Source organism: Microbacterium sp. 4-7, from assembly GCF_014332665.1.
Classification (GTDB): Bacteria; Actinomycetota; Actinomycetes; order Actinomycetales; family Microbacteriaceae; genus Microbacterium.
On record NZ_MCRH01000001.1, the window covers coordinates 110,787 to 134,641 of the forward strand.

The window sequence follows — 23,855 nt, forward strand, 5'->3', positions numbered from 1 at the left end:
ATCCACCGGCGCCCCTTCACCGCCGCGATTCACCAGCGACCGTGGCGACGCTCCCAGTCCTCTTCGATGGTGCGACGTCGACCGGCGATCCATCCGGCGGGGATCACCGCGATCAGAACCCCCACGAGCACCCACAGGGGAATCTCCCAGCTGTCGGTCATGTCGTGCAGCAGGCCGATCAGCAGCGGGAACACCGCGGCGACCGCGTAGCCGATGCTCTGCACGAAACCGCTGAGGGCCACCGCGCTCTCGGGCGTGCGGGCCCGGATGCTGAGCAGCACGAGGGCGAGCGGGAAGAGCCCGGGTGCGAGGCCGTAGAAGACCACCCACAGCGGCAGCGCCACCGTGGGCAGGAACAGGAATCCGAACAGCCCGATGAGCCCGCACGCGATCGAGATGAAGAACACAGGACGGGTCGCCTGGAACCGGACGATGAGAATGGGCACGAGCAGAGAGCACGGCAGGCCCATCAGACCGAACAGCGAGAGCAGCAGCCCCGCATTCGCCGGTGAGACCCCGCCCACGTCGATCATGATCGACGGCAGCCATGCGAAGGAGACGTAGGCCAGCGTCGACGACGACGCGAACACCAGCGCGATCGACCAGGCCATCGGCAGCCGCCACAGCCGACCGAAGACCCGCGGATTGGCGGGCGTCGTCGCGATCGGTCCGGTCGCCACGGATGCTGCGTCGTAGCCGTCGCGCTCGATCTCGGTCGCGGCGGACTCCGTACGCGCGGGAGCCGAGGCGACGGCATCCGCCCGGCTCGTGACGAGCATCGCCACCCAGGGCACGAGCGCGATCGCGGCGAACACGCCCCACAGCCCCAGCGACACCCGCCACCCGGCCGAGTCGGCGAGCGGCACTGCGACCAGCGGCGGCACGAACGTCGACACCGCCATCGTGGTCGAGTAGACCGTCATCATCAGGCCGAGGCGATCGGGGAAGTACTTCTTCACCAGCGGCGGCAGCAGCACATTGCCCGAACCGACGCCCGCGAACACCACTGCCGTCGCGGCGAGCAGCGATGTCGAGTCGACGGCGAGGCTGCGCAGCAGCAGTCCGGCGGCGATCAGGGCGATCGCCACGACAGCCACGCGCTCGAGTCCGAATCTCCGCTCGAACAGCGGCGTCAACAGCCCGAACACCGCGAAGCACACCGGCGGCGCGGCTCCGATCAGGCCGACGACGACCGACGAGACCGGGAAGTCGTCGGCGACGTGGTCGAGCACGGGCGACAGCGACGCCACGGCCGAGCGCAACGAGAACGCGACCAGCACGATGCCGACCAGCGCGAGCGCACGGCCACGCCAGAGCGGCTGCGCACCCGAGATCACGAGGTCTGCGACCCCTCCACCCAGGCCAGGTACTCGTCGGAGACCGTGCCGGTGACGTACCGGCCGTCGAAGCAGCTCATGTCGAGGTCGCTCAGCACGGATCCCTCGGTGATCGCAGCCTTGAGGTCCTCGACCTCCTGATAGACCAGGTGATCACAGCCCAGCTCGGCGGCGATCTCGGGGATCGTCCGGCCGTGGGCGATGAGCTCGTGACGCGACGGCATGTTGATGCCGTAGACATGCGGGTGACGCACCGGCGGAGCCGCGGAGGCGAACGTCACAGAGGTGGCACCGGCATCCCGGGCCATCTGGATGATCTCCTTCGACGTGGTCCCGCGCACGATCGAGTCGTCGATCAGCAGCACGTTCTTGCCCTGGAACTCGGTCGACATCGCGTTCAGCTTCTGACGCACGCTCTTCTTGCGCACGGCCTGCCCGGGCATGATGAAGGTGCGGCCGACGTAGCGGTTCTTGTAGAAGCCCTCGCGGTACTCGATGCCGAGCTTGCGGGCGACCTCCATGGCGGCGGGCCGGGAGGAGTCGGGGATCGGCATGACGACGTCGATCTTGTCCATCGGCACGTGCTTCGCGATCGTGTCGGCGAGACGGTCGCCCATGCGCAGGCGCGACTCGTAGACCGAGACGCCGTTCATGACCGAGTCGGGTCGGGCGAGGTAGACGTACTCGAACGCGCAGGGCGCGAGAGTGGTCTCCTTCGCACACTGCCGGCTGTGCAGCTCGCCCTCGTTGGTGATGAAGATCGCCTCACCGGGCTCGACCTCGCGCACGACCTCGTAGTCGGCGTTCTCGAGCACCAGCGACTCGCTCGCCACGACCCATTCGTCGCGGCCCTCTGCGCCGGGGACGGTCGAAGGACGACGGCCGAGGATCAGGGGACGGATGCCGAACGGGTCGCGGAACGCGAGCAGACCGTAGCCCGCGATCACCGCGATCACGGCGTACGCGCCCTCGATGCGCTCGTGCGTGCGCTCGACGGCCTCGAAGACGCGCTCGGCGTCGAGGTCGACCGTCGACGTCGTGTTCTGCAGCTCGCCGGCGAGGACGTTGAGCAGCAGCTCGGTGTCGCTCGACGAGTTGAGGTGACGGCGGTCGCGCTTGGCCATGTCGGCCGTGAGCTCGCGCGTGTTCGTCAGGTTGCCGTTGTGGATGAGGATGATGCCGTAGGGCGCGTTCACGTAGAACGGCTGCATCTCCTCTTCGTTCGACGCGGTGCCCTTGGTCGCGTAGCGCACATGACCGAGGCCGACGTTGCCGAGGAGTCCGCGCATGTCACGAGTGCGGAACGCCTCGCGGACCATGCCCTGCGCCTTGGCGTTGTGCATCACGCCGTTCGCCTCGGCGGTCGCGATTCCCGTTGCATCCTGACCGCGGTGCTGCAACAGCAGGAGTGCGTCGTAGATGTCCTGATTGACCGGGGCAGAGCCCACCATTCCGACGATGCCGCACATGGACTCTTACTTCGCTCCGTCCGCGTAGGCGCCGACCAGGCGCACCGCTCCACCGTCGACGCCCTTGGCGCCCTGTTCGAACTCTCCTGCCGGCCGCGCGCCGAAGCCCACGGTTCCGACCTGCCACGCGGGCATGCCGTCGGCCGCGAGCGCTGCGATCGCGGCATCCTTCTTGTCGGCTGCGACGATCGCGAGGAACCCGATTCCGAGGTTCCAGGTGCCCTCGGCGGACTCCAGCGTGGACCCGGCGATGTCACTGAGCACGCGGAAGACCGGGCTCGGCGACCAGGTGCTGCGGTCGACCTCGGCCCAGCTGCCCTGCGGGAGCACGCGCGCGAGGTTCGCCGCGATGCCGCCGCCGGTGACGTGGCTGAGCGAGTGGACCCCACCCGAGCCTGTGCCGCCGCCGAGCTGCTCGATGAGGCGCAGCAGCGGGAGCGTGTAGAGACGAGTCGGCTCGAGCAGCGCCTCGCCCCACGTCTTGCCGAAGTCGGCGGCGTTGTCGCCGTAGCCGATGCCCGCGTTCGTGACGATGTGGCGCACGAGCGAATAGCCGTTGGAGTGCAGTCCGCTGGACTCGACGGCGATGACGACGTCGCCGTCCTGCACGCGGTCGGCCCCGAGGATGCCGTCGGCCTCGACGACTCCGGTCGCGGCTCCTGCGACGTCGTAGTCGCGCGGGCCGAGAAGACCGGGGTGCTCGGCGGTCTCGCCGCCGATGAGCGCGGTGCCCGTCGCGGTGCACGCCTCGGCGATGCCGCGCACGATGTCGGCGATCCGCTGCGGGAAGACCTTGCCGCACGCGATGTAGTCGGTCATGAAGAGCGGCTTGGCGCCCACCACGACGATGTCGTCGACGACCATGCCGACCAGGTCCTGGCCGATCGTGTCGTGCTTGTCGATGGCCTGCGCGATGGCGACCTTCGTGCCGACGCCGTCTGTGCTCGTGGCGAGCAGCGGACGACGGAAGTCGCGCAGCGCACTCGCGTCGAACAGTCCGGCGAATCCGCCGACACCGCCGAGCACTTCAGAGCCGTGCGTCGCGCGCACGGAAGACTTCATCAGCTCGACGGCGAGATCGCCTGCAGCGGTATCGACGCCGGCTTCGGAATAGGGATTGGTGGGGGAGGCAGCCACACCTCCAGCCTACCGCCCGCGGAGACCTCCTCTCCCCTCCCTCCATCTCCTACGATGGGGCCATGGCCGACAAGCCGCAGTGGTTGATCCGCGAGGACGCGAGCGTTCCGGTGCTCGTCGCGCTCGCGCTGCGGCAATCGCTCGGCATCCGCGCACCGGAAGATCTTCCGAGCCTGCGCGATCTGCCCGTCCGGGCACCGGATGCCGCCGAGGTGACGCCCGAGCTCGAGAAGCAGTGGCGCGACTACTGGGACATGACCGTCGAGCCCCGAGCGCATCCGTCCGGCGTGCCACTCGAGCTCGTCGACGGGTTCGACACGCTGGTGGCGCTGCCGGCGACCGGTGCCGAACAGCTCGCCGAGGCGATCGCGCCGCATGCCGCATCGGCGATGCACTACGCTCGCGTCGCACACGATCGCTACGTGTCGTCCATCCACAGCTCGATCGCCAACCGGTCGGGTGGCGGGACGATCGGGGGCGAGTCGTATCGCGCCTATGCCAGCGCGATCGCCGAGTTCGAGCGCGAGATCGGTCGCCGTGCGCACTCGTTCGAGCTCAACGTGCAGGTGCTGCCGTTCTCGCAGCGGGGGATCTGGTGGATCGGCGCGCTCACCGTCGCGGTGACCGACGGCCTGCGCCGCGACGTGGTCTCGTTCGACGCGGCGATCCGGCCCATCATCGCCGAACTGGCGTGACGCCCCTGGGCGTGATCAGTCGTTCGCGATGATCGTCTCGTGCTCGACCCTGACGACGTGGTCGTGGCGACGCGCGACGCGTTCGAGGATCAGCGCGACGACGCTCGCGAGGGCGAAGCCGATCGGCACCGTCCACAGCAGCAGGAATCCGAACACCTGTCCTGGCGGGTAGACGACGTTGACCGCTTCGGACGGCTCGTAGCTGCCCATCATCGTCAGGATGCCGGCGGCGATGATGCCGAGCACGACGCCGATGCCCATGAACACGCCGAAGCGCGGCACGCGGCGGACGGTCGCCTCGACCGTCTGGGAGGAATCGTGGGAGGACATGCATCCATTGTCCCACCGTTGGCTGCGCGTCGCTCCCCCTCCTGCGCACTCAGCCGTGCGACGGGTCAGGGGCGCAGCGGCAGGACGTCCGAGAGATCGGCGCGGGTTCCGGAAGCGCTCACGCGCCCCGAGCCCGCCGCATCCGCCCAGTGCTCCACGCCCGTCGCGACTGCGATCCAGGTCGCCGGGTCCATCTCGACGACATTCGGAGGGGTGCCGCGGGTGTGACGGGGGCCCTGGATCACCTGCACGGCACCGAACGGGGGCACCCGCACCTCGACGCTGTTGCCCGGGGCCTTCTCGTCGAGCAGCTGCAGCAGGTAGCGCACGGCGGTCGCGAGGGGAGCGCGTTGCGGCTTCTCACCTGCGGCATCCGCGCGCCTGACCTCGTCGAGGGCGGCGCGTCCGTCGATGATGTCGATCTTCCTGGAGGGCATGGAGAAAGGGTACGCCGAGGCTTGTGCGGCGCAGGCGGGGGTGCCTCGTACGGAGATCTGCGCTTCCGAAGGACAGATCACCCGGATCCCTCCTTCGCACGCGGAGATCTCCTTCGCCGGCGACCTGGATCAGACCGATAGTCGCCCGGCGCCCGCGCGCACAGGAATAGGCTCGAGGCGATGAGCCAGAATCCCGATACCCTGCGTGGCGCGCGAGCCGAGCTGATCGCGGCGACGCGGCGCGGTGATGCGTGGGCGAAGCCGTTCCCGGCGGTCGGCGACGGTGCGCATCCGGCATCCGTGCTCGTGCTGTTCGGGCGGCTGGACAGTATCGCGGCCGGGACCGACGAGGCGACTGTCGCCGCCGACCTCGATGTACTGCTGCAGCGTCGGGCAGCGACCCTCTCGTCGCATCCCGGCCAGGTGTCCTTCCCGGGCGGCCGGGCCGAGAACACGGATGCGGATGCCGTCGCCACCGCCCTGCGCGAAGCCGAGGAGGAGACCGGACTCGACCCGGACGGCGTCGAGATCCTCGCGACGCTGCCCGAGCTTCCTCTCGCCGCCAGCAACCACGTCGTCACCCCCGTGCTCGGGTGGTGGCGCACTCCGTCGCGCGTCGCCGCCGTCGATCACGCCGAGACGGTCGAGGTCTTCCGCGTTCCCGTGGCGCAGCTGCTCGACCCCGCCATTCGGCACACGTCGACCATCCACCGCATGGGACGCACGTGGAAGGGGCCCGCGTTCGACATCGACGGCACGATCGTGTGGGGCTTCACGGCGATGGTTCTCGATGCGCTGTTCGATGCAGCCGGGTGGACTCTGCCGTGGGACCCGTCGATCGAGCGGGCGATCGACGTCTGACCGGGAACCCGCCGAAACCCGCGCCCTCGCCTCGGTAGTCTGGACGGGTGAAGATTCTCGTCCTCGGTTCCGGTGCCCGTGAGCACGCGATCATCCTCGCTCTGCGAGCAGAGACCGCGGAGCACGAGATCTTCGTCGCCCCCGGCAACGCCGGCATCGCCCAGGATGCGACCCCCGTCACCCTCGACATGCTCGACGGCGCCGCGGTGACCTCCTTCGCCAACGAGCATGCGGTCGATCTCGTGGTCGTCGGCCCCGAGGCTCCTCTGGTCGCCGGAGTCGCCGATGTCCTCCGGGCCCACGGAATTCCCGTGTTCGGCCCGGGCAAGGCCGCGGCCCAGCTCGAGGGGTCCAAGTCGTTCGCGAAGCGCATCATGGATGCCGCCGGTGTCCCCACCGGTCGCGCAGTGCGCGCCACCACCACCGCAGAGGTCGAGGCCGCGTTCGACGACCTCGGCGCCCCGCACGTCGTGAAGGCCGACGGCCTCGCTGCCGGCAAGGGTGTCATCGTGACATCCGATCGTGCCGAGGCTCTCGCTCATGCCGAGCACTACCTGCCGTCCGGTCCCGTGCTGATCGAGGAGTTCCTCTCGGGCCCCGAGGTCTCGCTGTTCTTCCTGAGCGACGGCGACACCGTCCGAGCGCTCAGCCCGGCCCAGGACTTCAAGCGCGCGCTCGACGGCGACGAAGGCCCCAACACCGGCGGCATGGGCGCCTACTCGCCGCTGCCCTGGCTCGCCGACCAGTTCGGCAGCGAGCAGGCCTTCGTCGAGGAGGTCACCCGCGACGTCGCCCTGCCCGTGATCCGTCAGCTCGATGAAGAGGGCACGCCGTTCATCGGCCTGCTGTACGCCGGCCTCATCCTCACTCCCGCAGGCGTGCGCGTCATCGAGTTCAACGCCCGCTTCGGCGACCCCGAGACCCAGATCGTGCTGCCGCGTCTCGTGACCCCGCTGTCGGAGCTGCTGCTCGCCGCGGCATCGGGCACACTCGAGGATCAGCCCGAGCCCGTGTTCAGCGACGACGTCGCGATCACCGTGGTGCTCGCGAGCGAGGGCTACCCCGAGGCTCCGCAGACCGGCCGCCCGATCGAGGGCCTCTCCGATGCGGCCGCGGTCGAGGGCGTGCGTCTCGTGCACGCGGCGACCGCGAGCCCCGACGCACCCGGCGGATCGCTGATCGCCACCGGCGGCCGCGTGCTCAATGTCGTCGCCGTGGGATCGGACTTCCGCACCGCGCGTGACCGGGCATACGAGGCCATCGGTCTCATCACCCTCGAGGGCTCGCACTTCCGCACGGACATCGCTGCCCGCGTCGCGGAGTAGTTCGACCCGTCGTCGCTTTCCTGCCGATTCGCGCAGGTACTCCGCCAACTCGGCCGAGAACTGTTGACACCACCAGCTTTCTTCAAGAAAGTTGGCGGATGCCGCTCCGCTCCGACTGGTCGACAGCCACCTGCCCGATCGCCCGCTCCGCCGATGTGCTCGCCGACCCGTGGGTCCTCCTGATCCTGCGGGAGCTCTTCTCCGGCCGCTCGCGCTTCGACGAGCTGCGCGATGCGACCGGCGCCGCCGACTCCGTGCTCGCCCGGCGCCTCGCCTCGATGGGCGAGGCGGGTCTCGTCGCACACGGTGACCCCGGCTATCGGCTCACGGATGCCGGACGCGAGACCCTCCCGATCCTGCACGCCTACGCGCGCTTCACGAGCACGACCGATCCTGACGGGTCCTGGGGCCTGACCGTCAGCTGCGGTCGCTGCGGCGAGGCGACGGCATCCGCCGACTGGTGCGCGACCTGCGCCGCCCCACTCGACGCCGACAGCACGCGATGGACCCGCCGCAGCATGGGCGGCGAGCCGTTCGCCCTCACGTCAGGCGACGCAGCGTGACCGCAGACTCGGTCGAGGAGCCGACCGGCACCCCGACACCCGCACTCCGGCAGCGCCGCATCCATCCCGCCTGGATCGTCGCACTCGTGGCCCTGATCGCCCTGATCGGAGCCGCCGGATTCCGCGCCGCGCCCGGGGTGCTGATGCTGCCCCTGCAGGACGAGTTCGGCTGGACCACCGCAGAGCTCTCCCTCGCCGTCACGGTCAACCTGCTGCTGTTCGGCCTCACCGCTCCCTTCGCCGCCGCGCTGATGCAGCGCTTCGGCATCCGCGCGGTGACCGTGACCGCTCTGTTCGTGATCGGCGCCGGCGCCGCGCTGAGCGTCTTCGTCGCCACCCCGGCGCAGCTCATACTCACGTGGGGTGTGCTGATCGGGCTCGGCACCGGGTCCATGGCGCTGGTCTTCGCTGCGACGATCACCGACACCTGGTTCGCAACCAGACGCGGGCTGGTCTCGGGTGTGCTCACCGCGGGCAGCGCGACCGGACAGCTCATCTTCCTGCCCGTGATCGCCGCGGCGTCCGAGGACATCGGATGGCGCGGAGCATCTCTCATCATCGCCGGCGGTGCTCTCGCGGTCGTCCCCCTGGTCTGGATCTTCGTGCGCAACCGACCGAGCGATCTCGGCGTCACCCGCTATGGCGACACCGGCCCTGTCACCGTGGCCGCGCGGCCGAAGGGCAACGCGTGGGGCGCCGCTCGCCTCGCCCTCACCACGTTGCGCGACGCCGCCCGCACCAAGACGTTCTGGGCCCTCGCGATCGGGTTCGCGATCTGCGGCGCCACGACCAACGGCCTGATCGGCACCCACTTCATCCCCAGCGCGCACGACCACGGGATGCCGACGACGACCGCGGCCGGACTGCTCGCCGTCGTCGGGATCTTCGACATCGCCGGCACCGTTTTCTCGGGGTGGCTGACCGACCGGGTCAACCCCCGCATCCTGCTGGCCGCTTACTACGCGCTGCGCGGCGTGAGCCTGCTCTTCCTGCCGAGTCTGCTGTCGGCCGAGGTGCAGCCGAGCATCATCGTCTTCATCGTGATCTACGGCCTCGACTGGGTGGCGACTGTTCCGCCGACCATCGCGCTGTGTCGCGAGGTCTTCGGAGACCGAGGACCTCTGGTGTTCGGCTGGGTGTTCGCCGCGCACCAGATCGGCGCCGGCATCGCCTCGTTCCTCGCCGGCATGGTGCGCGACCACACCGGCCAGTACACGTTCGCCTGGTTCGCCGCCGCCGGGCTCTGCGCGGTCGCGGCGCTGGTCAGCGCGACGATCCGCCGGCATCCGGCGCCGACGCCGACTCCGACGCCCTGACCCGACACGAACGAAGGCCCCCGTCCGGAACCGGATGGGGGCCTTCGTCACGGAGTGCCGCTCAGAGGACCTTCGAGAGGAAGTCCTTCAGCCGCTCGTTCTTCGGCGCGCCGAACAGCTCGGCGGGCGGCGCCTCCTCGACGACGACTCCGGCGTCCATGAACACCGTGCGGCCCGAGACCTCGCGGGCGAAGCCCATCTCGTGCGTCACGAGCACCATCGTCATGCCGCCGGACGCCAGGTCGCGGATGACCTGCAGCACCTCGCCCACCATCTCGGGGTCGAGGGCGCTGGTCGCCTCGTCGAACAGCATGATCTCGGGGTCCATCGCGAGCGCGCGGGCGATCGCCACGCGCTGCTTCTGACCGCCCGACAGGGATGCCGGCTTGGCATCGGCCTTCTCGGCCAGGCCCACTCGGTCGAGCAGAGCCAGAGCGCGCTCCTTCGCCTGGGCCTTCGAGAGCTTGCCGAGCTCGACGGGAGCGAGAGTGATGTTCTCGAGCACCGTCATGTGCGGGAACAGGTTGAAGTGCTGGAACACCATGCCGATGCGCTGGCGCACCTCGTCGAGCTTGACGCTCTTGTCGGTCAGGTCGACGCCGTCGACGATGACATGGCCCGACGTCGGCTCCTCGAGCTTGTTGAGGCAGCGCAGCAGGGTCGACTTTCCCGACCCCGACGGGCCGATGACCGCGACGACTTCGCCGTCCTCGACCGTGAGGTCGATGCCCTTGAGCACGTGGTTGTCGCCGAAGGACTTGTGCAGGTCTCTGACCTCGATCTTGCTCATGCGGTGAACTTCCTCTCCAGGCGGTTCGCGAGCAGCGTCAGAAGCGTGATCACGACGAAGTAGATGATGGCGACGATCGTCAGCACCTGCGCCGACAGGTACGTCGAGGCGATGATCTGACGCGACACGAAGGTCAGCTCTGCGAGGCCGATGACGCTGATGAGCGACGTGTCCTTGAGGGTGATGATGCCCTGGTTGACGAACGAGGGGACCATGATGCGGAACGCCTGAGGCAGCACGACCTTCTGCATCGTCTTCCAGTGTCCGAGACCGAGCGAACGCGACGCTTCGGCCTGGCCCGGATCGACGGCCTGGATGCCACCGCGGATGATCTCCGTCATGTACGCGCCCGTGTTGAGCGAGAGCGTGATGGCTCCGGCGACGAAGGGGTTGAACGTCAGCCCGGGAAAGAGCTGCGGGATGGCGAAGAACACGAAGAACGCCTGCACGAGGATCGGCGTGCCGCGGAAGACGTAGACGTAGGCCGTGGCCACCCAGCGGAACGGCGCGAAGGCCGAGACGCGGCCGAAGCCGAAGATGAGGCCGAGGATGAACGCGGCCACGATCGCGACGAGCGTCGCGAGGATCGTGAGCCAGAGGCCCTCCATGAGAGCGGGCCAGTACTTCACGGCGACGGAGAAGATGTCGGTCGCCTGCGTGGTCTCCTCGCCGCCGGCGAGGTAGCTGTCGACGATCTCGTCGTACTCTCCGGAGGCCTGGAGATTCGCGAGACCCTCGTTGAACATCTCGATCAGCTCGGGGTTCTGCCCCTTGTTGACGGCGAACCCGTACTCGCCGCCGAGCTCCGGCTCACCGATCAGGCGGAAGCCCGACCCCTGCTGGATCCCGTAGGCGAGCACCGGGAAGTCCTCGAAGTAGCCGACGGCCTGGCCTGCCTTGACAGCGTCGACCATGTCGGTCGTGTCCTGGTAGGGCGTGATGCGGAAGCCGTACTCGTCCTGGTTCTCCTCCGCGAAGGTCTGGCCCTGCGTGCCGGTCTTGACCGCCACGGCCTCGCCGTCGAGGTCGTCGAGCGACTGGATGTCGCTCGACTCGAGCACTCCGAGCTGGATGCCGCTGGTGAAGTACGGCTCGCTGAAGTCGAACGTCTCCTGGCGCTCCTCGGTGATCGACATCCCGGCCATGACCGCGTCGACCTGGTTCGCCTGCAAGGCCTGCACGGCGGCGTCGAATCCGAGCTGACGGATCTCGACCTCGAAGCCCTGGTCCTTCGCGATCGCACGCAGCAGGTCCATGTCGATGCCGACGAGCTCACCGTCGGGAGAGGTGAACTCGAACGGCGCGAACGTGGTGTCCGTGCCGATGACGTAGGTCTCGGAGTCATCGGCCGCAGTCGCGGCGGAGGCTCCGCCGAGCAGGGCTCCGACGGCGACGAACGCCGTGAGCGCCATCGCCCCGGCGGTGCGTCCGAGCGCGCGCAGGCGCGCGGAAGCAGAGGTGGGATTTCGGATCACGACGGATGCTCCTCAGAGGGGACGGGCGGCAGGATGCTGCCACCGGGATGGTCGTCGACCATCAACCCTAACCGGCGACGACCGGCACCCCTGTCCCGGAGGCGCTTCGCGGATCGGCGTCAGAGCGTGATCCAGTAGCGCCGGAGCATGGCGTGTCCACGCTCCGACTGGTCGCTGACGTCCTGCAGCACGCCACCGGAGCCCTCGATCGTTCGGTAGGAGCCGACGTTGTCGTCGTCGCACGTGACCAGCACGCGCTCGAGTCCGATCTCGCGGGCACGCTCGAGTCCGAGCCGCAGCGCGGCCGATGCGTAGCCCTGGCGACGACGGGAGGCGCGCACCGAGTAGCCGATGTGACCGCCCGCCTCACGCAGCCATTCGTTGAGCTCGTGACGGAAGGACAGGAACCCGACGACCTCGCCGTCATCCACGATCCAGTACAGATCGTTGTGCACGGCATCCTCGGGCAGCTGCGCGGAGGTGTCGGAGAGAACCGCCGACTTCTCGATCAGCGCGTCCAGCGTCGCCCGATCCGGGGTGACCGGCGCCTGCAGACCCGACCCGTCGACGTGCCCGTCACCGAACTCGGCGACCGCAGCCGCCCAGGAGTCGAACAGGTCGGTGGTGGGCCTCGTGAGCTCGATCGTCATCGCCCGATGAGATCACATCCGCGGTGACGGCCGCAAACCGGGAGAGCCGGGCCCGCTGCACGATCGCGCAGTCGACCCGGCTCGCCGACGGACCCGTCAGGCTGCGGGGGCGGGCGCCTCCGCGGGGGCGGATGCCGCGGCATCCGCCTTGTCGTAGCGGCCGAGGAAGAGCGACGCCACGAGAGCGATGACCATCACGCACGCCGGCAGCAGGATCGCCTGCGACATGCCGGCGGCGAATCCCTCGGCGACCTGCGGAGGAAGCGATCCTCCGCCTTCGATCCCCGCGGGTGCGTCGGCGAGACCCGGCAGGTTCGCTTCGAGACGCGACTGCATGAACGCGGCGATGGATGCCGAGCCGATGACCGATCCGATGGTGCGGGTCGTGTTGTAGATGCCCGCGCCGGCACCGGCCTGGCGGGGAGGCAGCTTGCGCGTCGCGGTGGTGGCGAGCGGTCCCCACATTCCGGCGTTGCCGACGCCCATGAGCGCCGAGGGCAGCAGGAACATCCAGATCTCGGTGTCCATGTTGATCAGGGCCGAGTACCAGACGAGCGCGACGACCACGCAGAGAAGACCGGGGATGAGGATGATCCGCGGGTCGATGCGGTCGAGCAGCTTGCCGGCGAACGGGGCGAGCACGCCCGACAGCACGGCCATCGGGATCAGCAGCAGCGCGGCCTGCGTCGGGGTGAGCCCTCGCGCCGTCTGCAGGAAGAACATCATCGGCAGCGACATGCTCGTCACGGTGAAGCCGACCGCGGCGATCGCGACGTTCGCCCCCGAGAAGTTGCGGTCGCGGAACAGTGCGAGAGGCACCAGGGCCTCGCTGCGCGTGCGCGCCTGCTGCACGATGAAGAGCGCGAGCACGACGAGGCCGGTGATGATGATGCTCCACACCGAGATCGGTCCCCAGATCACGCCCCAATCGAACTTCTCGCCCTCCTGCAGTCCGAAGACGATGAGGAACAGCGCCACCGCGCTGAGGATGACGCCCAGGATGTCGAACCGGTGCGCACTGGTCTGCAGCTTCGGGACGAGCCTCCACGCGAGCACGAAGGCGACGATCCCGACGGGGATGTTCACGAAGAAGATCCACTCCCAGCCGAAGCCGTCGACGAGCAGGCCCCCGACGAGCGGTCCCACGAGGGTCGCGACGCCGGCCGTCGCACCCCACAGCCCCATGGCGGCGCCGCGGCGCTCGGGCGGGAACGTGCGGGTGATCACGGCCATGGTCTGCGGCGTCATGAAGGCGGCGCCGAGCCCCTGCACGGCGCGAGCGGCGATCAGCATCTCGAGCGAGTTCGACAGCCCGCACCAGAGCGAGGCGAGCGTGAAGATCGCGAGGCCGATGAGGTAGATGTTCTTCGGGCCGAACCGATCGCCGAGACGGCCCGTGATCAGCAGCGGCACCGCGTAGGCGAGCAGGTAGGCGCTGGTGACCCACACGACGTTGTCGAGGTTGTTGGTGGTCGGGTCGAGCGCCGCCTTGATCGCGGGGTTCGCCACCGAGACGATCGTCGTGTCGACGAGGATCATGAAGAAGCCGATGACGAGCGCCCAGAGCGCGGGCCAGGGACTCGCGGGTCGATGCCCGGCGGCGAAGGTGCCGGTCGAGGGACCGGATGACCCGGATGCCGTGGGCCGGCCTCCGGTCGAGGGGGAATCGGTCATTGCTGTGCAGCCTTTCGCTGAGCGAGGTAGCGGTCGGTGTTCTCGAAAGCCGTGGGCCCCCAGGGGAACTCCTCGGCCTCGAGACGATCGAGGAGCGAGTCGAGCCAGCGCAGCTCGGCGTCGAGCAGCACCTCCTGGCGCTCGAACTCGACGAGCACCTGCTCGGGGGCGCCCCTTCTGCGAGCGCCGACCAGCCCGTCACGGTGCAGCGCGTGGCCTTCGGCGAGCGCGGAGCGGCGCTCGCGGAGGCGGTCGATGACGTCGGGACGCTCGAGATTGTGAGCCTCGGCGAGTGCGATGCGGAACTCGGCCGGGCGCTCGATGATCGACAGCTCGCGACGCAGCCAGGCGATCAGCGCGTCCCGTCCGGCATCCGTGAGCGTGTAGGTGGTGCGCTCGGGGCGGTTGCCCTCTCGGTCGATGCCCACCTCGTCGATGAGACCGGCCCGCTGGAGTCGGCCGACCGTGTGATAGAGCGTCCCGTTCGTGACGGCGAGCAGCCGTTCGTCGCGGCGCACGCGCATCAGGCGCACCATCTCGTAGGGGTGCATGTCGCCTTCGCGCAGCAGCGCCAGCACCATGACGCCCATCGGGGTCAATCGCTGCATCGGCCCCTCCCCAGATGGTTCCGCTTGAAATAGTCCATGTGGACTATACGCCTGGCACGCGTCATCGACAAGACGGCGCCCGCGAGCGTCAGCTGCTCAGCTTGCGCAGAGCCGATCCCTTGTGCGCCGCGGTGTCGCCGCTCTTCTCCGACTTCACGATGTAGGCGGGATCGTCGTCGGAGGCGGTGAAGCTCTGCCCGGCGAACCGGAAGTCCTTCGTCCGCTTCTCCTCGACGGTGCCGTGCGTGCGCCCCTGCGACGTGTTCCAGCTCACCCGGTCCCCCGTGGAGAGATCCTTCGTCATGACTCCTCCGTTCGTCTTCCGTCGAGCCTCGCCGATGCATCGGAGGTCCCACCAGGGCTTGACACGACACCGGCGACGTCGACCCGGGATAATGGGCGGGTGAGCACACCTTCGGACAGCAACGCGCAGACTATCCCCGGCTGGCGCCACATCTACTCGGGCAAGGTCCGTGACCTGTACGCCTCGGATGACGCCGCCGACACCCGCATCCTCGTGGTCGCGTCCGATCGCGTGAGCGCGTTCGACTTCGTGCTCTCGCCCGGCATCCCCGAGAAGGGCGCGCTGCTCACGCGTCTCAGCCGCTGGTGGTTCAGCGAGCTCGACGATGTGCCCAACCACCTCGCCGAGGGTGAGGTCCCCGCGAGCGTCGCTGACCGCGCCATGCTCGCGCAGTCGCTGGAGATGCTCCCGGTCGAATGCGTCGTGCGCGGCTACATCACCGGATCCGGATGGGCGGAGTACACCGAGAGCGGCACCGTCTGCGGCATCCCGCTGCCCGCCGGCCTGCAGAACGGCGACCGCCTGCCCGAACCGCTGTTCACCCCGGCCTACAAGGCGCCGATGGGCGAGCACGACGAGAACATCACCTTCGAGCAGACCGTCGAGCTCGTCGGAGCCGAGCGCGCGGCCGAGCTGCGCGACGTCTCGATCTCGCTCTACACACGGGCCGCCGCGATCGCCGAGGAGAAGGACCTGATCCTCGCCGACACCAAGTTCGAGTTCGGGACGGATGCCGACGGCGTCCTGCACCTGGCCGACGAGGTGCTCACGAGCGACTCGTCCCGGTACTGGGATGCCGAGGCCTGGCGCACCGGAACCACGCCGAGCGAGCGCATGGCGAGCTTCGACAAGCAGATCGTGCGCGACTGGCTGGCCGCGAACTGGGACAAGCAGGGTGAACCGCCCGTGCTGCCCGACGACATCGTCGAGCGCACCGCCGCCCGGTATCGCGAGCTCATCGAGCGCCTCGGGGCCTGAGGCCCGGTACCGCCCCCGTCCCTCACTCCGTTTCCCACTCGCTGCGAAGGAGATCTCACCCAGCGAAGGGGCGATCTGCGGATGCGGCCGTTCATTGCGCGAGTTCTCCTTCGTAGCGCGCGGCGACCCCGCCGCTCCTCCGTCCCCCGCGCACCCAGCCAACACTCAGGAATCGGTAGTGTTGCTCCAGCACTCCCACTCCCCCCGATCCTGAGGAGCCCGCATGCCCCTGTGGAAGACCCACGGAAACGGACGCACCGTCGAACCCGGTGCCGTCGTCAAGCCCGAAGAGCGCCTGAACTGGCCGGCCACGATCGCGATCGGTGCCCAGCACGTCGTCGCCATGTTCGGAGCCACGTTCCTGGTGCCGACGCTGACCGGCTTCCCGGTCTCGACCACGCTGCTGTTCAGCGGCCTCGGCACCCTGATCTTCCTGCTGATCACGAAGAACCAGCTGCCCAGCTACCTCGGCTCGTCGTTCGCGTTCATCGCGCCGATCACCGCCGCGGTCGCAGCCGGCGGCACCGGATCCGCCCTTGCGGGCGTGGTCGCGGTCGGCATCCTGCTCACGGTCGTCGGCCTGGTCGTGCAGTTCGCCGGCCTCCGCTGGGTCGACGCTCTGATGCCCCCGGTGGTCGCCGGCGCGATCGTCGCCCTGATCGGCTTCAACCTCGCCCCCACCGCGTGGAACAACTTCCGGATCGACCCCGTGACCGCGACCATCACGCTCGTCGCGATCATCCTGTTCGCGGTGCTGTTCCGCGGATTCCTCGGACGCATCTCTATCTTCCTCGGCGTCGCCGTCGGCTTCATCTACGCCGCCTTCACGGGCTCGTTCGAGGTCCCCAACGCGCTGCGCGGAGGCAAGACGCCGGCGGAGCTCATCGCCGACGCCCCCTGGGTCGGTCTGCCCGAGTTCCAGCTTCCCGACTTCGTCGCTCCCGGCACCTGGTCGACCATCGCGATGTTCCTGCCGGTCGTCCTGGTGCTCGTCGCTGAGAACGTCGGGCACGTGCGCGGCGTCGCGACGATGACCGAAGACCCCGCGATCAACAAGCACACCGGTCGCGCGCTGATCGCCGACGGGGTCGCCACGACCATCGCCGGTGGTTTCGGCGGCTCGGGCACGACGACGTACGGCGAGAACATCGGCGTCATGGCCGCGACCCGCGTCTACTCGACCGCCGTCTACTGGGTCGCCGGTCTCTTCGCCATCCTGCTGGCGTTCTCGCCGAAGGTCGGCGAGGTCTTCAACTCGATCCCCGCCGGTGTGCTCGGCGGCGCGACCACCGCGCTCTACGGTCTCATCGGCATCATCGGCATCAAGATCTGGGTCGACAGCAAGGTCGACTTCTCACGACCGGTCAACCAGTACACCGCGGCCGTCTCGCTCGTGATCGGCGTCGCCGGCTTCTCGATGCAGCTCGGCGACTTCGCCTTCGGCGGCATCGTGCTCGGCACGGTCGCGGCTCTGCTGATCTACCACGTGGGCAACCTCATCGCCCGCGCCCGCAAGACCGGCGCCGACGACCCTCGCCCCCTCGAGGCCGTGGGGCCGCTGGGTGGAGATCCCGCGTAATCACGCTCGACTCGCGAACGCGAAGATCCCGGATGCCGCTGCGGCGGCATCCGGGATCTCTGTGTCAGGGCGCGGTAGCTCTCAGGCGATGACGGCGAGCACCGCATCGGGCGCGACCGAGGCCGAGAGCTCCACGCGGCGCGACAGCGTGCCGGCACGATGGGCGGTGACCGTGGTCTCCATCTTCATGGCGTCGAGCACCGCGATCGGATCGCCCTCGGCGACGCTCGCCCCGTCGTCTGCGAGCCACCGCACGAGCGTTCCCGGTGCCGGAGCACGCAGCTCGGTCGGATCGGATGCGGCGGGCGCACCTCCGGAATCCGCCAGGCCGCCGAGCCCCGCGAGCAGCGCCATCGGGAGCCCGAGCACGACACGGCGCCCGTCGATCTCGACGGGGAAGCGCTGGAGAGCGGCATCCGGTGCGGGGGCGGGACGCAGTTGCGGCTCGAGGCGCGGCAGCAGGGTGCTCTCGATCCACTGGGTGTGCACCGCGAAGGTCTCAGTGGCGAACGCCTCGTCGTCGAGCGCGAGCATATCGAACGGGATGACCGTGGCCGGCCCCTCGACGACCAGCTCGCGCAGCGCCCGACGCGCCCGCACGAGGGCCGCGTCGCGGTTGTCGGCATGCACGACGAGCTTCGCGATCATCGAGTCGAAGGCGGGCTGAACGACGTCGCCCGCCTCGATGCCGCTGTCCCAGCGCACACCGGGCCCGCCGGGGATCCGCAGCACCTCGACACGACCGGGGCTGGGCAGGAATCCGCGACCCGGGTCTTCGGCGTTGATGCGGAACTCGAAGGCGTGCCCGGTCGGCACGGGCGTCTCGGTGAACGAGATCCCCTCGCCGAAGGCGATGCGGAACTGCTCGCGCACGAGATCCGTGCCGGTGACCTCCTCGGTGACGGGGTGCTCCACCTGGAGTCGGGTGTTCACTTCGAGGAAGGAGATCGTCCCGTCGGCCGCGAGGAGGAACTCGACGGTCCCTGCGCCGCGGTACTGCACCTCGGCGCAGATCGCCCTGGCCGCGTCGTGGAACCGCGTGCGCTGATCCCTCGACAGGCCCGGCGCGGGTGCCTCTTCGATGAGCTTCTGGTTGCGTCGCTGCATCGAGCAGTCTCGATCGCCGACGACCACGACGCCGCCGAGTCCGTCACCGAGCACCTGGACCTCGATGTGGCGCGGGCTCTCGAGGAAGCGCTCGACGAAGCACTCCCCCCGCCCGAAGGCGGCGATGGCCTCGCGCGTCGCGGCCTCGAAGGCATCCGCGACCTCCGACAGCTCATGCACCACCTTCAGCCCCCGGCCGCCTCCGCCGAACGCCGCCTTGATCGCGATCGGAAGCCCGTGCTCCTCGGCGAAGGCCACGGCCTCCTCGGGGCCGGCGAGCGGCTGGTCGGTGCCGGCGGCCAGGGGTGCCCCGACCCGCTGCGCGATCCGGCGCGCGGTCATCTTGTCGCCGAGCGCATCGATGCTGTCGGGCGACGGGCCGATCCAGATGAGGCCCGCACCCTCGACGGCCCGCGCGAACTCCGCGCTCTCCGAGAGGAATCCGTAGCCCGGGTGCACGGCATCCGCACCGCTCGTGCGGGCGGCGTCCAGTAGCGCATCGATCGAGAGATAGGTCGTCGCAGCGGTGTCTCCCCCCAGTCCGACGGCCTCATCGGCGAGCCGCACGTGCAGAGCATCGGCATCCTGGTCGGCGTAGACCGCGATCGACGTGTACCCGGCTTCGGCGCAGGCGCGGATGACGCGCACGGCGATCTCTCCGCGATTCGCGATCAGCACCTTGGTCATGAGGTCTCCTTGACGATGAAACGGATGCGCACGCCGGGCGGCAGCTGCGCGGCGAGGTCGAGACTGCGATCGGTGAGGGCGCCGATGATCGGATACCCACCGGTGAGCGGGTGATCCGGGAGGAACAGCACGGGCTGACCGTCAGGCGGCACCTGGATCGCCCCGGTGACCGCCCCTTCGCTGGGCAGCTCGCCCCCGACGGAGCGCGCGAGGAGCCTGTCGCCCTCGAGCCGGATGCCGACGCGGTCCGACCGCGGGGTCACGGTCCACTCCTGGCCGGCGAGCGTCGAGAGCGCTGCGGGGGTGAACCAGTCGTCCCGAGGGCCGAGGGTGATCTCGAGGTCGACGACGTCACCGGATGCCGGCAGCGTCCGCGGGGTGACATCCGGCTCGACGGGATGCCGTGCGGAATCGCCGATGCGCAGCACGTCTCCGGCAGCCAGCGGATCGGGCCCGAGCCCGGCGAGGGTGTCGCTCGCGCGGCTGTCGAGCGCCGTGTCGACGGCCACTCCGCCACGGACCGCGATGACGTAGCGCAGCCCGCTGGTCGGATGCCCCAGCGTGAGCTCGTCGCCATCGACGGTGGCGAAGGGCGCGCCATGGGCGATGCGACGCGCCACACCGTCGGCGTCGATCAGGTCGAGCGCCCCGACAGCGCCCGTGACAGCGGCGACCCCGGCGCCCCGGAAACGCAGCACGGCACCGCCGACGCTCTCGAGCACCGCCGCGCCGCTCGCATTGCCCACTGCCCGGTTCGCCTCGCGCATGGCGCGGCGATCGGCGACACCGGACGCTGAGACGCCGAGCGCCGCGAATCCCGGACGACCGGCATCCTGCACCAGCAGCTGCATCGACGGACGCACGACCTCGACGGCCGGGGACGCCGGAGAACCCGGGTCCGTCGCGCTCGCGGCGGCGTCTCGCTCGGTGACGCGCCGCGCGTCGGCACGATCGTCTGCGTTGTCCGACATCACGGCCTGCGCCCGCACCTGCTCGAACCGCACCGTCGTGCCGGGCGACAGCAGCGCGGGAGGGTCGCGATCGATGTCCCACATCAGGGCATCCGTGCGTCCGATGAGCTGCCATCCGCCGGGGCTCTCGCGCGGGTACACGCCGGTGAACTGGCCGGCGAGGGCCACGGATCCGGCCGGCACACGGGTGCGGGGCGACGAGCGGCGGGGCACATCGAACAGCGGATCACTGCTCACCACATACCCGAAGCCGGGGGCGAAGCCCGAGAAGGCGACCGTCCACTCGGCGGCGAGGTGGCGGTTCACGAGCTCGGATGCCGAGACACCCAGCAGGGATGCCGCCTCGTCGAGGTCTTCCCCGTCGTACCGCACCGGAACGGTGACCTCGCCCGTGGCCGGCAGATGAGCGGTGTCGATCTCGGTCGCGGCGAGCGCGCCGGCGAGATCGGCGGCCGACACCGTCAGCGGATCGAACCGCACGAGCACCGTGCGAGCGCCGGGGATGCGCTCGACCACGCCGTGCACGCCGTCCCACGCGAGGTTCAGACGCATCGCCTCATCGAGGTCGGCCGCCTCGACGAGAAGCGCGTGGTCGGATGCCGTGAGGATGCGCATCAGACCAGGTACTCCGCATCGGGGACATCGGTGATGAACATGTAGCCGGGCGCGTGGGTGATGGCGAACGGCGGCTTCGAGGCCATGATGGCGGCCTGCGGGGTGACGCCGCACGCCCAGAACACCGGCACCTCACCCTCGCGCATCTCAGGGGCATCGCCGAAGTCGGGGCGGGCGAGGTCGACGATGCCGAGCGATGCCGGGTCGCCGATGTGCACCGGGGCCCCGTGCACGGCGGGGGTGCGGCCGGAGATCTGCACGGCATCGGCCACGCGGTCCGCGGGGATCGGTCGCATCGACACGACCATCTCGCCGCTCAGCCTGCCCGCGGGGGTGCAGGGCACTGCGGTGCGGTACATCGGCACGTTGCGTCCGAGTTCCTGATGGCGGATCGGGATGCCCGCCTGCACGAGCCCGGACTCGAACGTGAAGCTGCATCCGATCAGGAACGAGACGAGGTCGGGATGCTCCTCCCACGCCTCGGTCGCATCGGAGACCTCGTCGACCAGTTCGCCGTCGCGCCAGACGCGGTACCGGCCGATGTCCGTGCGGATGTCGCTGCCCGGGGCGAGCCGCGATTCCACCTCGCCCTGTTCGATGACCTCGAGCACGGGGCACGGCTTCGGGTTGCGCTGCGCGAAGAGCAGCGTCTCGAAGGCCCAGTCCGCGGGCACCGAGATGAGGTTCGCCTGCGTCAGTCCGACGGCGACGCCGCTGGTCGGCGCGGCGTGCCCCGCCCGGATGGCGGCTCGCGCTGCCCGCGCGGCGGCGAGCTGGTCGGGGGTGGCGAGAACGGTCATCTCAGACTCCCGCGAACGGTGCGATCGTGATGCCGGCGTCCTGCAGCATCCGCTTGGTCTCGGCGGCCATGGCCACCGAGCCGGGGCTGTCGCCGTGCACGCAGATCGACTGCGCGCTGACGGGCACGTCGGTGCCGTCGATCGCGCGGATCACTCCTTCGCCGGCGAGGCGCACCATGCGCTCGGCGACCGCGACGGGGTCGTGCAGCACCGAGCCCGCCTCGGTTCGTGAGACGAGCTGGCCGTCGGGCTGATACGCCCGATCGGCGAAGGCCTCGGCCGCGATCTGCAGGCCCGCACGCTCGGCGACGTCGAGCACGACGCCTCCGGCCAGACCCAGCAGCACGAGGTTCGGGTCGATCGCGCGGATCGCCGCCACCACGTCCTTCGACTGCCGCTCGTCGCGGGCGATCGTGTTGTAGAGCGCTCCGTGCGGCTTGACGTAGGCGACCGTGCCACCGACGGCTGCGGCAAGACCGATCAGGGCACCGAGCTGGTACTCGACGTGCGCCTGCAGGGTGGCCGAGTCGATCTCGACCTTCGTGCGGCCGAAGTTCTCGTAGTCGCGGTAGCCGGGGTGCGCGCCGATCACGACGCCTCCGGCCACGGCGCTCTCGAGAGTCGATCGGATGCCCTCGGGGCTGCCCGCGTGGAACCCGCACGCCACGTTCGCGCTCGTCACGAGGCGCAGCATGCTCTCGTCGTCGCTGACCACCCGGTCGGGGACGTTCTCGCCGAGGTCGGAGTTCAGGTCGATCGATGTCATGGGGTCACGCTCCGATTCCGAGGAAGGCGAAGATGGGGCCGACCGAGACGATTCCCATGTACCAGGTCAGCAGCGTCACGAGCGTGCCGGCGATGAGCAGCCACAGCGGGTACTTCTTCGAGCCGAGCAGGTCACGGCGGAACCAGCCGATGTACATGAACACCGTGAGGCCGATGGGGAGGATGAGCCCGTTGAAGCCGCCGACGAAGACGAGGATCGCGGCCGGCGCCGTGCCGATCGAGAGGTAGACGATCAGCGACACGACGATGAAGGCGACGGTGGCCAGCTGCAGCGGCCACCCGCCCCGGAGCTTCTTCGTGAAGGTCGAGAGGAAGGTCGCTGACGTGTATGCCGCGCCGATCACCGAGCTGATCGCGGCGGCCCAGAAGATCGCGCCGAAGATGCGGAGTCCCGCGTCGCCGAGCACGGCGCCGAAGGCCTGTCCCGCGGGGTTCGCGGCCTGGCTCGACAGGTCGAGCGAGACGCCCGAGGCGACCACGCCGAGGATCGCGAGGAACAGCACGTAGCGCATGATGCCGGTGACGAGGATGCCGTTCGCCGCGGCGCGCATCACAGGACCCGCCTGCTCGGGACCGGTGTGACCCGAGTCGAGGTAGCGGTGGGCACCCGAGTAGGTGATGTATCCGCCGACCGTTCCGCCGACGATCGTGGTGATCGTGGCGAAGTTGAGCTCGTCCGGCGCGAACGTCTGGCGCAGCGCCTCGCCGATGGGCGGTTGGGCGATCACCGCGACGATCACGGTCATCACGATCATGCCGATGCCGAGCACGACGAGCACGATGTCCATCACCGGACCGGCCTTCTTGATGAGGAAGATGATGATCGCGAGGGCGGCGGTCAGCGCTCCGCCGAGCTTGGGATCGATGCCGAGCAGCGCGTTCATGCCCAGGCCGCCACCCGCGATGTTGCCGATGTTGAACGCGAGGCCGCCGATGACGACGAGCACGGCGATCACGTGCCCGGAGAACGGGATGGCCCTGTTGGCGAGTTCCCCGGCGCGCATGCCGGAGGAGGTGATCATGCGCCACACGTTCAGCTGCACGGCGATGTCGACGAGGATCGAGACGAGGATCGCGAACGCGAAGGCCGCCCCCATCGTCGCGGTGAAGGTGGCCGTCTGGGTGATGAACCCGGGACCGATGGCGCTGGTGGCCATCAGGAAGATGGCGCCGATCACGGCGCTGCGGCCGGCGCGTCTCTTGGCGGCGGAGAGCCGGACTTCGTCTTCGGCGGACAGCGGGGCTGCGGTGTTCTCTGACATTGCGGGGGGATTCCCATCGTCGTTGGTGGGTGTCGAGTGACACCCAGTGTAGAACGGATCGAGCAATATTGTTCAACAACTTTGTTTCCGCTGTGCTAC

The 23,855-nt window shown here is 69.4% G+C and carries 23 protein-coding genes; 7 read left to right on the forward strand and 16 right to left on the reverse strand.

The genetic code is table 11. From position 1 onward, the window contains the following. Positions 1-29: 29 nt before the first annotated feature. The 3 genes from BEP68_RS00440 to purM are packed head-to-tail and all read right to left on the reverse strand — an operon-like array spanning position 30 to position 3,943. Positions 30-1,334, reverse strand: a complete 1,305-nt coding sequence (locus tag BEP68_RS00440; RefSeq protein ID WP_187249292.1) for an MFS transporter — start codon at positions 1,332-1,334, stop codon at positions 30-32. Beyond that, the gene (purF, locus tag BEP68_RS00445; RefSeq protein ID WP_053098615.1) at positions 1,334-2,806 is read right to left on the reverse strand and encodes an amidophosphoribosyltransferase; all 1,473 of its coding nucleotides are present in this window, start codon (positions 2,804-2,806) and stop codon (positions 1,334-1,336) included. Before purF ends, BEP68_RS00440 begins: the two co-directional genes overlap by 1 nt. Before the next feature lie 6 nt (positions 2,807-2,812). After that, a complete protein-coding gene (gene purM, locus BEP68_RS00450) occupies positions 2,813-3,943 on the reverse strand; it encodes a phosphoribosylformylglycinamidine cyclo-ligase (RefSeq protein ID WP_187248920.1) in 1,131 nt (376 codons plus the stop codon). A 62-nt stretch (positions 3,944-4,005) separates the two neighbouring features. Between purM and BEP68_RS00455 the strand changes: the two genes are divergently transcribed. After that, a complete protein-coding gene (locus BEP68_RS00455; RefSeq protein WP_053098613.1) occupies positions 4,006-4,638 on the forward strand; it encodes a hypothetical protein in 633 nt (210 codons plus the stop codon). 15 nt (positions 4,639-4,653) lie between these two features. Here the strand turns inward: BEP68_RS00455 and BEP68_RS00460 are convergent, their stop codons facing one another. Both BEP68_RS00460 and BEP68_RS00465 read right to left on the reverse strand, forming a co-directional pair. Next, positions 4,654-4,968, reverse strand: a complete 315-nt coding sequence (locus tag BEP68_RS00460; protein WP_053098612.1) for a hypothetical protein — start codon at positions 4,966-4,968, stop codon at positions 4,654-4,656. Positions 4,969-5,033: 65 nt separating this feature from the next. Next, complete coding sequence (locus tag BEP68_RS00465) at positions 5,034-5,405, reverse strand: sterol carrier family protein (protein ID WP_187248921.1); 372 nt, start codon at positions 5,403-5,405, stop codon at positions 5,034-5,036. Positions 5,406-5,585: 180 nt separating this feature from the next. On the opposite strand from BEP68_RS00465, the gene BEP68_RS00470 reads away from it, so the two are divergent. From BEP68_RS00470 to BEP68_RS00485, 4 genes are all read left to right on the forward strand, one after another. Continuing rightward, on the forward strand, positions 5,586-6,266 hold the full coding sequence (locus BEP68_RS00470; protein WP_187248922.1) for an NUDIX hydrolase: 681 nt from the start codon (positions 5,586-5,588) through the stop codon (positions 6,264-6,266). A gap of 47 nt (positions 6,267-6,313) precedes the next feature. Next, the gene (purD, locus tag BEP68_RS00475; RefSeq protein ID WP_187248923.1) at positions 6,314-7,591 is read left to right on the forward strand and encodes a phosphoribosylamine--glycine ligase; all 1,278 of its coding nucleotides are present in this window, start codon (positions 6,314-6,316) and stop codon (positions 7,589-7,591) included. Between the two features lie 98 nt (positions 7,592-7,689). Continuing rightward, positions 7,690-8,154: a winged helix-turn-helix transcriptional regulator gene (locus tag BEP68_RS00480; protein WP_056276503.1), complete on the forward strand. Its 465-nt coding sequence runs from the start codon at positions 7,690-7,692 to the stop codon at positions 8,152-8,154. After that, the gene (locus BEP68_RS00485) at positions 8,151-9,470 is read left to right on the forward strand and encodes an MFS transporter (protein WP_315985244.1); all 1,320 of its coding nucleotides are present in this window, start codon (positions 8,151-8,153) and stop codon (positions 9,468-9,470) included. Before BEP68_RS00480 ends, BEP68_RS00485 begins: the two co-directional genes overlap by 4 nt. 61 nt (positions 9,471-9,531) lie before the next feature. Here BEP68_RS00485 and BEP68_RS00490 read toward each other — a convergent pair whose 3' ends face one another. The 6 genes from BEP68_RS00490 to BEP68_RS00515 all read right to left on the reverse strand — a co-directional run bounded on the left by BEP68_RS00490 (position 9,532) and on the right by BEP68_RS00515 (position 14,971). Next, positions 9,532-10,260: an amino acid ABC transporter ATP-binding protein gene (locus tag BEP68_RS00490; RefSeq protein ID WP_056276496.1), complete on the reverse strand. Its 729-nt coding sequence runs from the start codon at positions 10,258-10,260 to the stop codon at positions 9,532-9,534. Further along, complete coding sequence (locus BEP68_RS00495; protein WP_072590633.1) at positions 10,257-11,735, reverse strand: amino acid ABC transporter substrate-binding protein/permease; 1,479 nt, start codon at positions 11,733-11,735, stop codon at positions 10,257-10,259. Before BEP68_RS00495 ends, BEP68_RS00490 begins: the two co-directional genes overlap by 4 nt. Positions 11,736-11,854: 119 nt before the next feature. Then, positions 11,855-12,385 (reverse strand): GNAT family N-acetyltransferase, encoded by a 531-nt coding sequence (locus BEP68_RS00500; RefSeq protein ID WP_053098605.1) that lies wholly within the window; start codon positions 12,383-12,385, stop codon positions 11,855-11,857. A gap of 96 nt (positions 12,386-12,481) precedes the next feature. Continuing rightward, entirely contained in the window at positions 12,482-14,059 is a 1,578-nt protein-coding gene (locus tag BEP68_RS00505; RefSeq protein WP_056276494.1) for a DHA2 family efflux MFS transporter permease subunit, read from the reverse strand. Beyond that, positions 14,056-14,667, reverse strand: a complete 612-nt coding sequence (locus BEP68_RS00510) for a PadR family transcriptional regulator (protein ID WP_053098603.1) — start codon at positions 14,665-14,667, stop codon at positions 14,056-14,058. The genes BEP68_RS00505 and BEP68_RS00510 overlap by 4 nt, the downstream gene beginning before the upstream one ends. Before the next feature lie 88 nt (positions 14,668-14,755). Continuing rightward, positions 14,756-14,971 (reverse strand): DUF2945 domain-containing protein, encoded by a 216-nt coding sequence (locus BEP68_RS00515; RefSeq protein WP_072590630.1) that lies wholly within the window; start codon positions 14,969-14,971, stop codon positions 14,756-14,758. A gap of 99 nt (positions 14,972-15,070) precedes the next feature. Between BEP68_RS00515 and BEP68_RS00520 the strand changes: the two genes are divergently transcribed. Continuing rightward, positions 15,071-15,949 (forward strand): phosphoribosylaminoimidazolesuccinocarboxamide synthase, encoded by an 879-nt coding sequence (locus tag BEP68_RS00520; protein ID WP_187248925.1) that lies wholly within the window; start codon positions 15,071-15,073, stop codon positions 15,947-15,949. A gap of 223 nt (positions 15,950-16,172) precedes the next feature. Further along, positions 16,173-17,528 carry a uracil-xanthine permease family protein gene (locus BEP68_RS00525; protein WP_056276489.1) on the forward strand — a complete coding sequence of 452 codons (1,356 nt, stop codon included), beginning with the start codon at positions 16,173-16,175 and terminating at the stop codon, positions 17,526-17,528. 81 nt (positions 17,529-17,609) lie between these two features. On the opposite strand, the gene BEP68_RS00530 is transcribed toward BEP68_RS00525, so the two are convergent. Genes BEP68_RS00530 through BEP68_RS00550 form a run of 5 tightly spaced genes read right to left on the reverse strand, consistent with a single transcriptional unit; the run spans position 17,610 to position 23,756 of the window. Further along, complete coding sequence (locus BEP68_RS00530; RefSeq protein ID WP_187248926.1) at positions 17,610-19,322, reverse strand: acetyl/propionyl/methylcrotonyl-CoA carboxylase subunit alpha; 1,713 nt, start codon at positions 19,320-19,322, stop codon at positions 17,610-17,612. Continuing rightward, complete coding sequence (locus BEP68_RS00535) at positions 19,319-20,908, reverse strand: urea amidolyase family protein (protein WP_187248927.1); 1,590 nt, start codon at positions 20,906-20,908, stop codon at positions 19,319-19,321. Before BEP68_RS00535 ends, BEP68_RS00530 begins: the two co-directional genes overlap by 4 nt. Beyond that, entirely contained in the window at positions 20,908-21,708 is an 801-nt protein-coding gene (locus BEP68_RS00540) for a putative hydro-lyase (RefSeq protein WP_187248928.1), read from the reverse strand. The genes BEP68_RS00535 and BEP68_RS00540 overlap by 1 nt, the downstream gene beginning before the upstream one ends. Position 21,709: 1 nt before the next feature. Further along, positions 21,710-22,474: a LamB/YcsF family protein gene (locus tag BEP68_RS00545; RefSeq protein WP_053098596.1), complete on the reverse strand. Its 765-nt coding sequence runs from the start codon at positions 22,472-22,474 to the stop codon at positions 21,710-21,712. Between the two features lie 4 nt (positions 22,475-22,478). Beyond that, positions 22,479-23,756: an NRAMP family divalent metal transporter gene (locus tag BEP68_RS00550; RefSeq protein ID WP_053098595.1), complete on the reverse strand. Its 1,278-nt coding sequence runs from the start codon at positions 23,754-23,756 to the stop codon at positions 22,479-22,481. Between the last annotated feature and the right edge of the window lie 99 nt (positions 23,757-23,855).

Excerpts from the sequence above, each read along its gene's own strand:
- purF (WP_053098615.1), bottom strand. The coding sequence starts at position 2,806 with ATGTGCGGCATCGTCGGAATGGTGGGCTCTGCCCCGGTCAATCAGGAC.
- BEP68_RS00455 (WP_053098613.1), top strand. The coding sequence starts at position 4,006 with ATGGCCGACAAGCCGCAGTGGTTGATCCGCGAGGACGCGAGCGTTCCG.
- BEP68_RS00460 (WP_053098612.1), bottom strand. The coding sequence starts at position 4,968 with ATGTCCTCCCACGATTCCTCCCAGACGGTCGAGGCGACCGTCCGCCGC.
- BEP68_RS00465 (WP_187248921.1), bottom strand. The coding sequence starts at position 5,405 with ATGCCCTCCAGGAAGATCGACATCATCGACGGACGCGCCGCCCTCGAC.
- BEP68_RS00470 (WP_187248922.1), top strand. The coding sequence starts at position 5,586 with ATGAGCCAGAATCCCGATACCCTGCGTGGCGCGCGAGCCGAGCTGATC.
- BEP68_RS00480 (WP_056276503.1), top strand. The coding sequence starts at position 7,690 with ATGCCGCTCCGCTCCGACTGGTCGACAGCCACCTGCCCGATCGCCCGC.
- BEP68_RS00490 (WP_056276496.1), bottom strand. The coding sequence starts at position 10,260 with ATGAGCAAGATCGAGGTCAGAGACCTGCACAAGTCCTTCGGCGACAAC.
- BEP68_RS00500 (WP_053098605.1), bottom strand. The coding sequence starts at position 12,385 with ATGACGATCGAGCTCACGAGGCCCACCACCGACCTGTTCGACTCCTGG.
- BEP68_RS00505 (WP_056276494.1), bottom strand. The coding sequence starts at position 14,059 with ATGACCGATTCCCCCTCGACCGGAGGCCGGCCCACGGCATCCGGGTCA.
- BEP68_RS00510 (WP_053098603.1), bottom strand. The coding sequence starts at position 14,667 with ATGCAGCGATTGACCCCGATGGGCGTCATGGTGCTGGCGCTGCTGCGC.
- BEP68_RS00515 (WP_072590630.1), bottom strand. The coding sequence starts at position 14,971 with ATGACGAAGGATCTCTCCACGGGGGACCGGGTGAGCTGGAACACGTCG.
- BEP68_RS00525 (WP_056276489.1), top strand. The coding sequence starts at position 16,173 with ATGCCCCTGTGGAAGACCCACGGAAACGGACGCACCGTCGAACCCGGT.
- BEP68_RS00530 (WP_187248926.1), bottom strand. The coding sequence starts at position 19,322 with ATGACCAAGGTGCTGATCGCGAATCGCGGAGAGATCGCCGTGCGCGTC.
- BEP68_RS00535 (WP_187248927.1), bottom strand. The coding sequence starts at position 20,908 with ATGCGCATCCTCACGGCATCCGACCACGCGCTTCTCGTCGAGGCGGCC.
- BEP68_RS00540 (WP_187248928.1), bottom strand. The coding sequence starts at position 21,708 with ATGACCGTTCTCGCCACCCCCGACCAGCTCGCCGCCGCGCGGGCAGCG.
- BEP68_RS00545 (WP_053098596.1), bottom strand. The coding sequence starts at position 22,474 with ATGACATCGATCGACCTGAACTCCGACCTCGGCGAGAACGTCCCCGAC.
- BEP68_RS00550 (WP_053098595.1), bottom strand. The coding sequence starts at position 23,756 with ATGTCAGAGAACACCGCAGCCCCGCTGTCCGCCGAAGACGAAGTCCGG.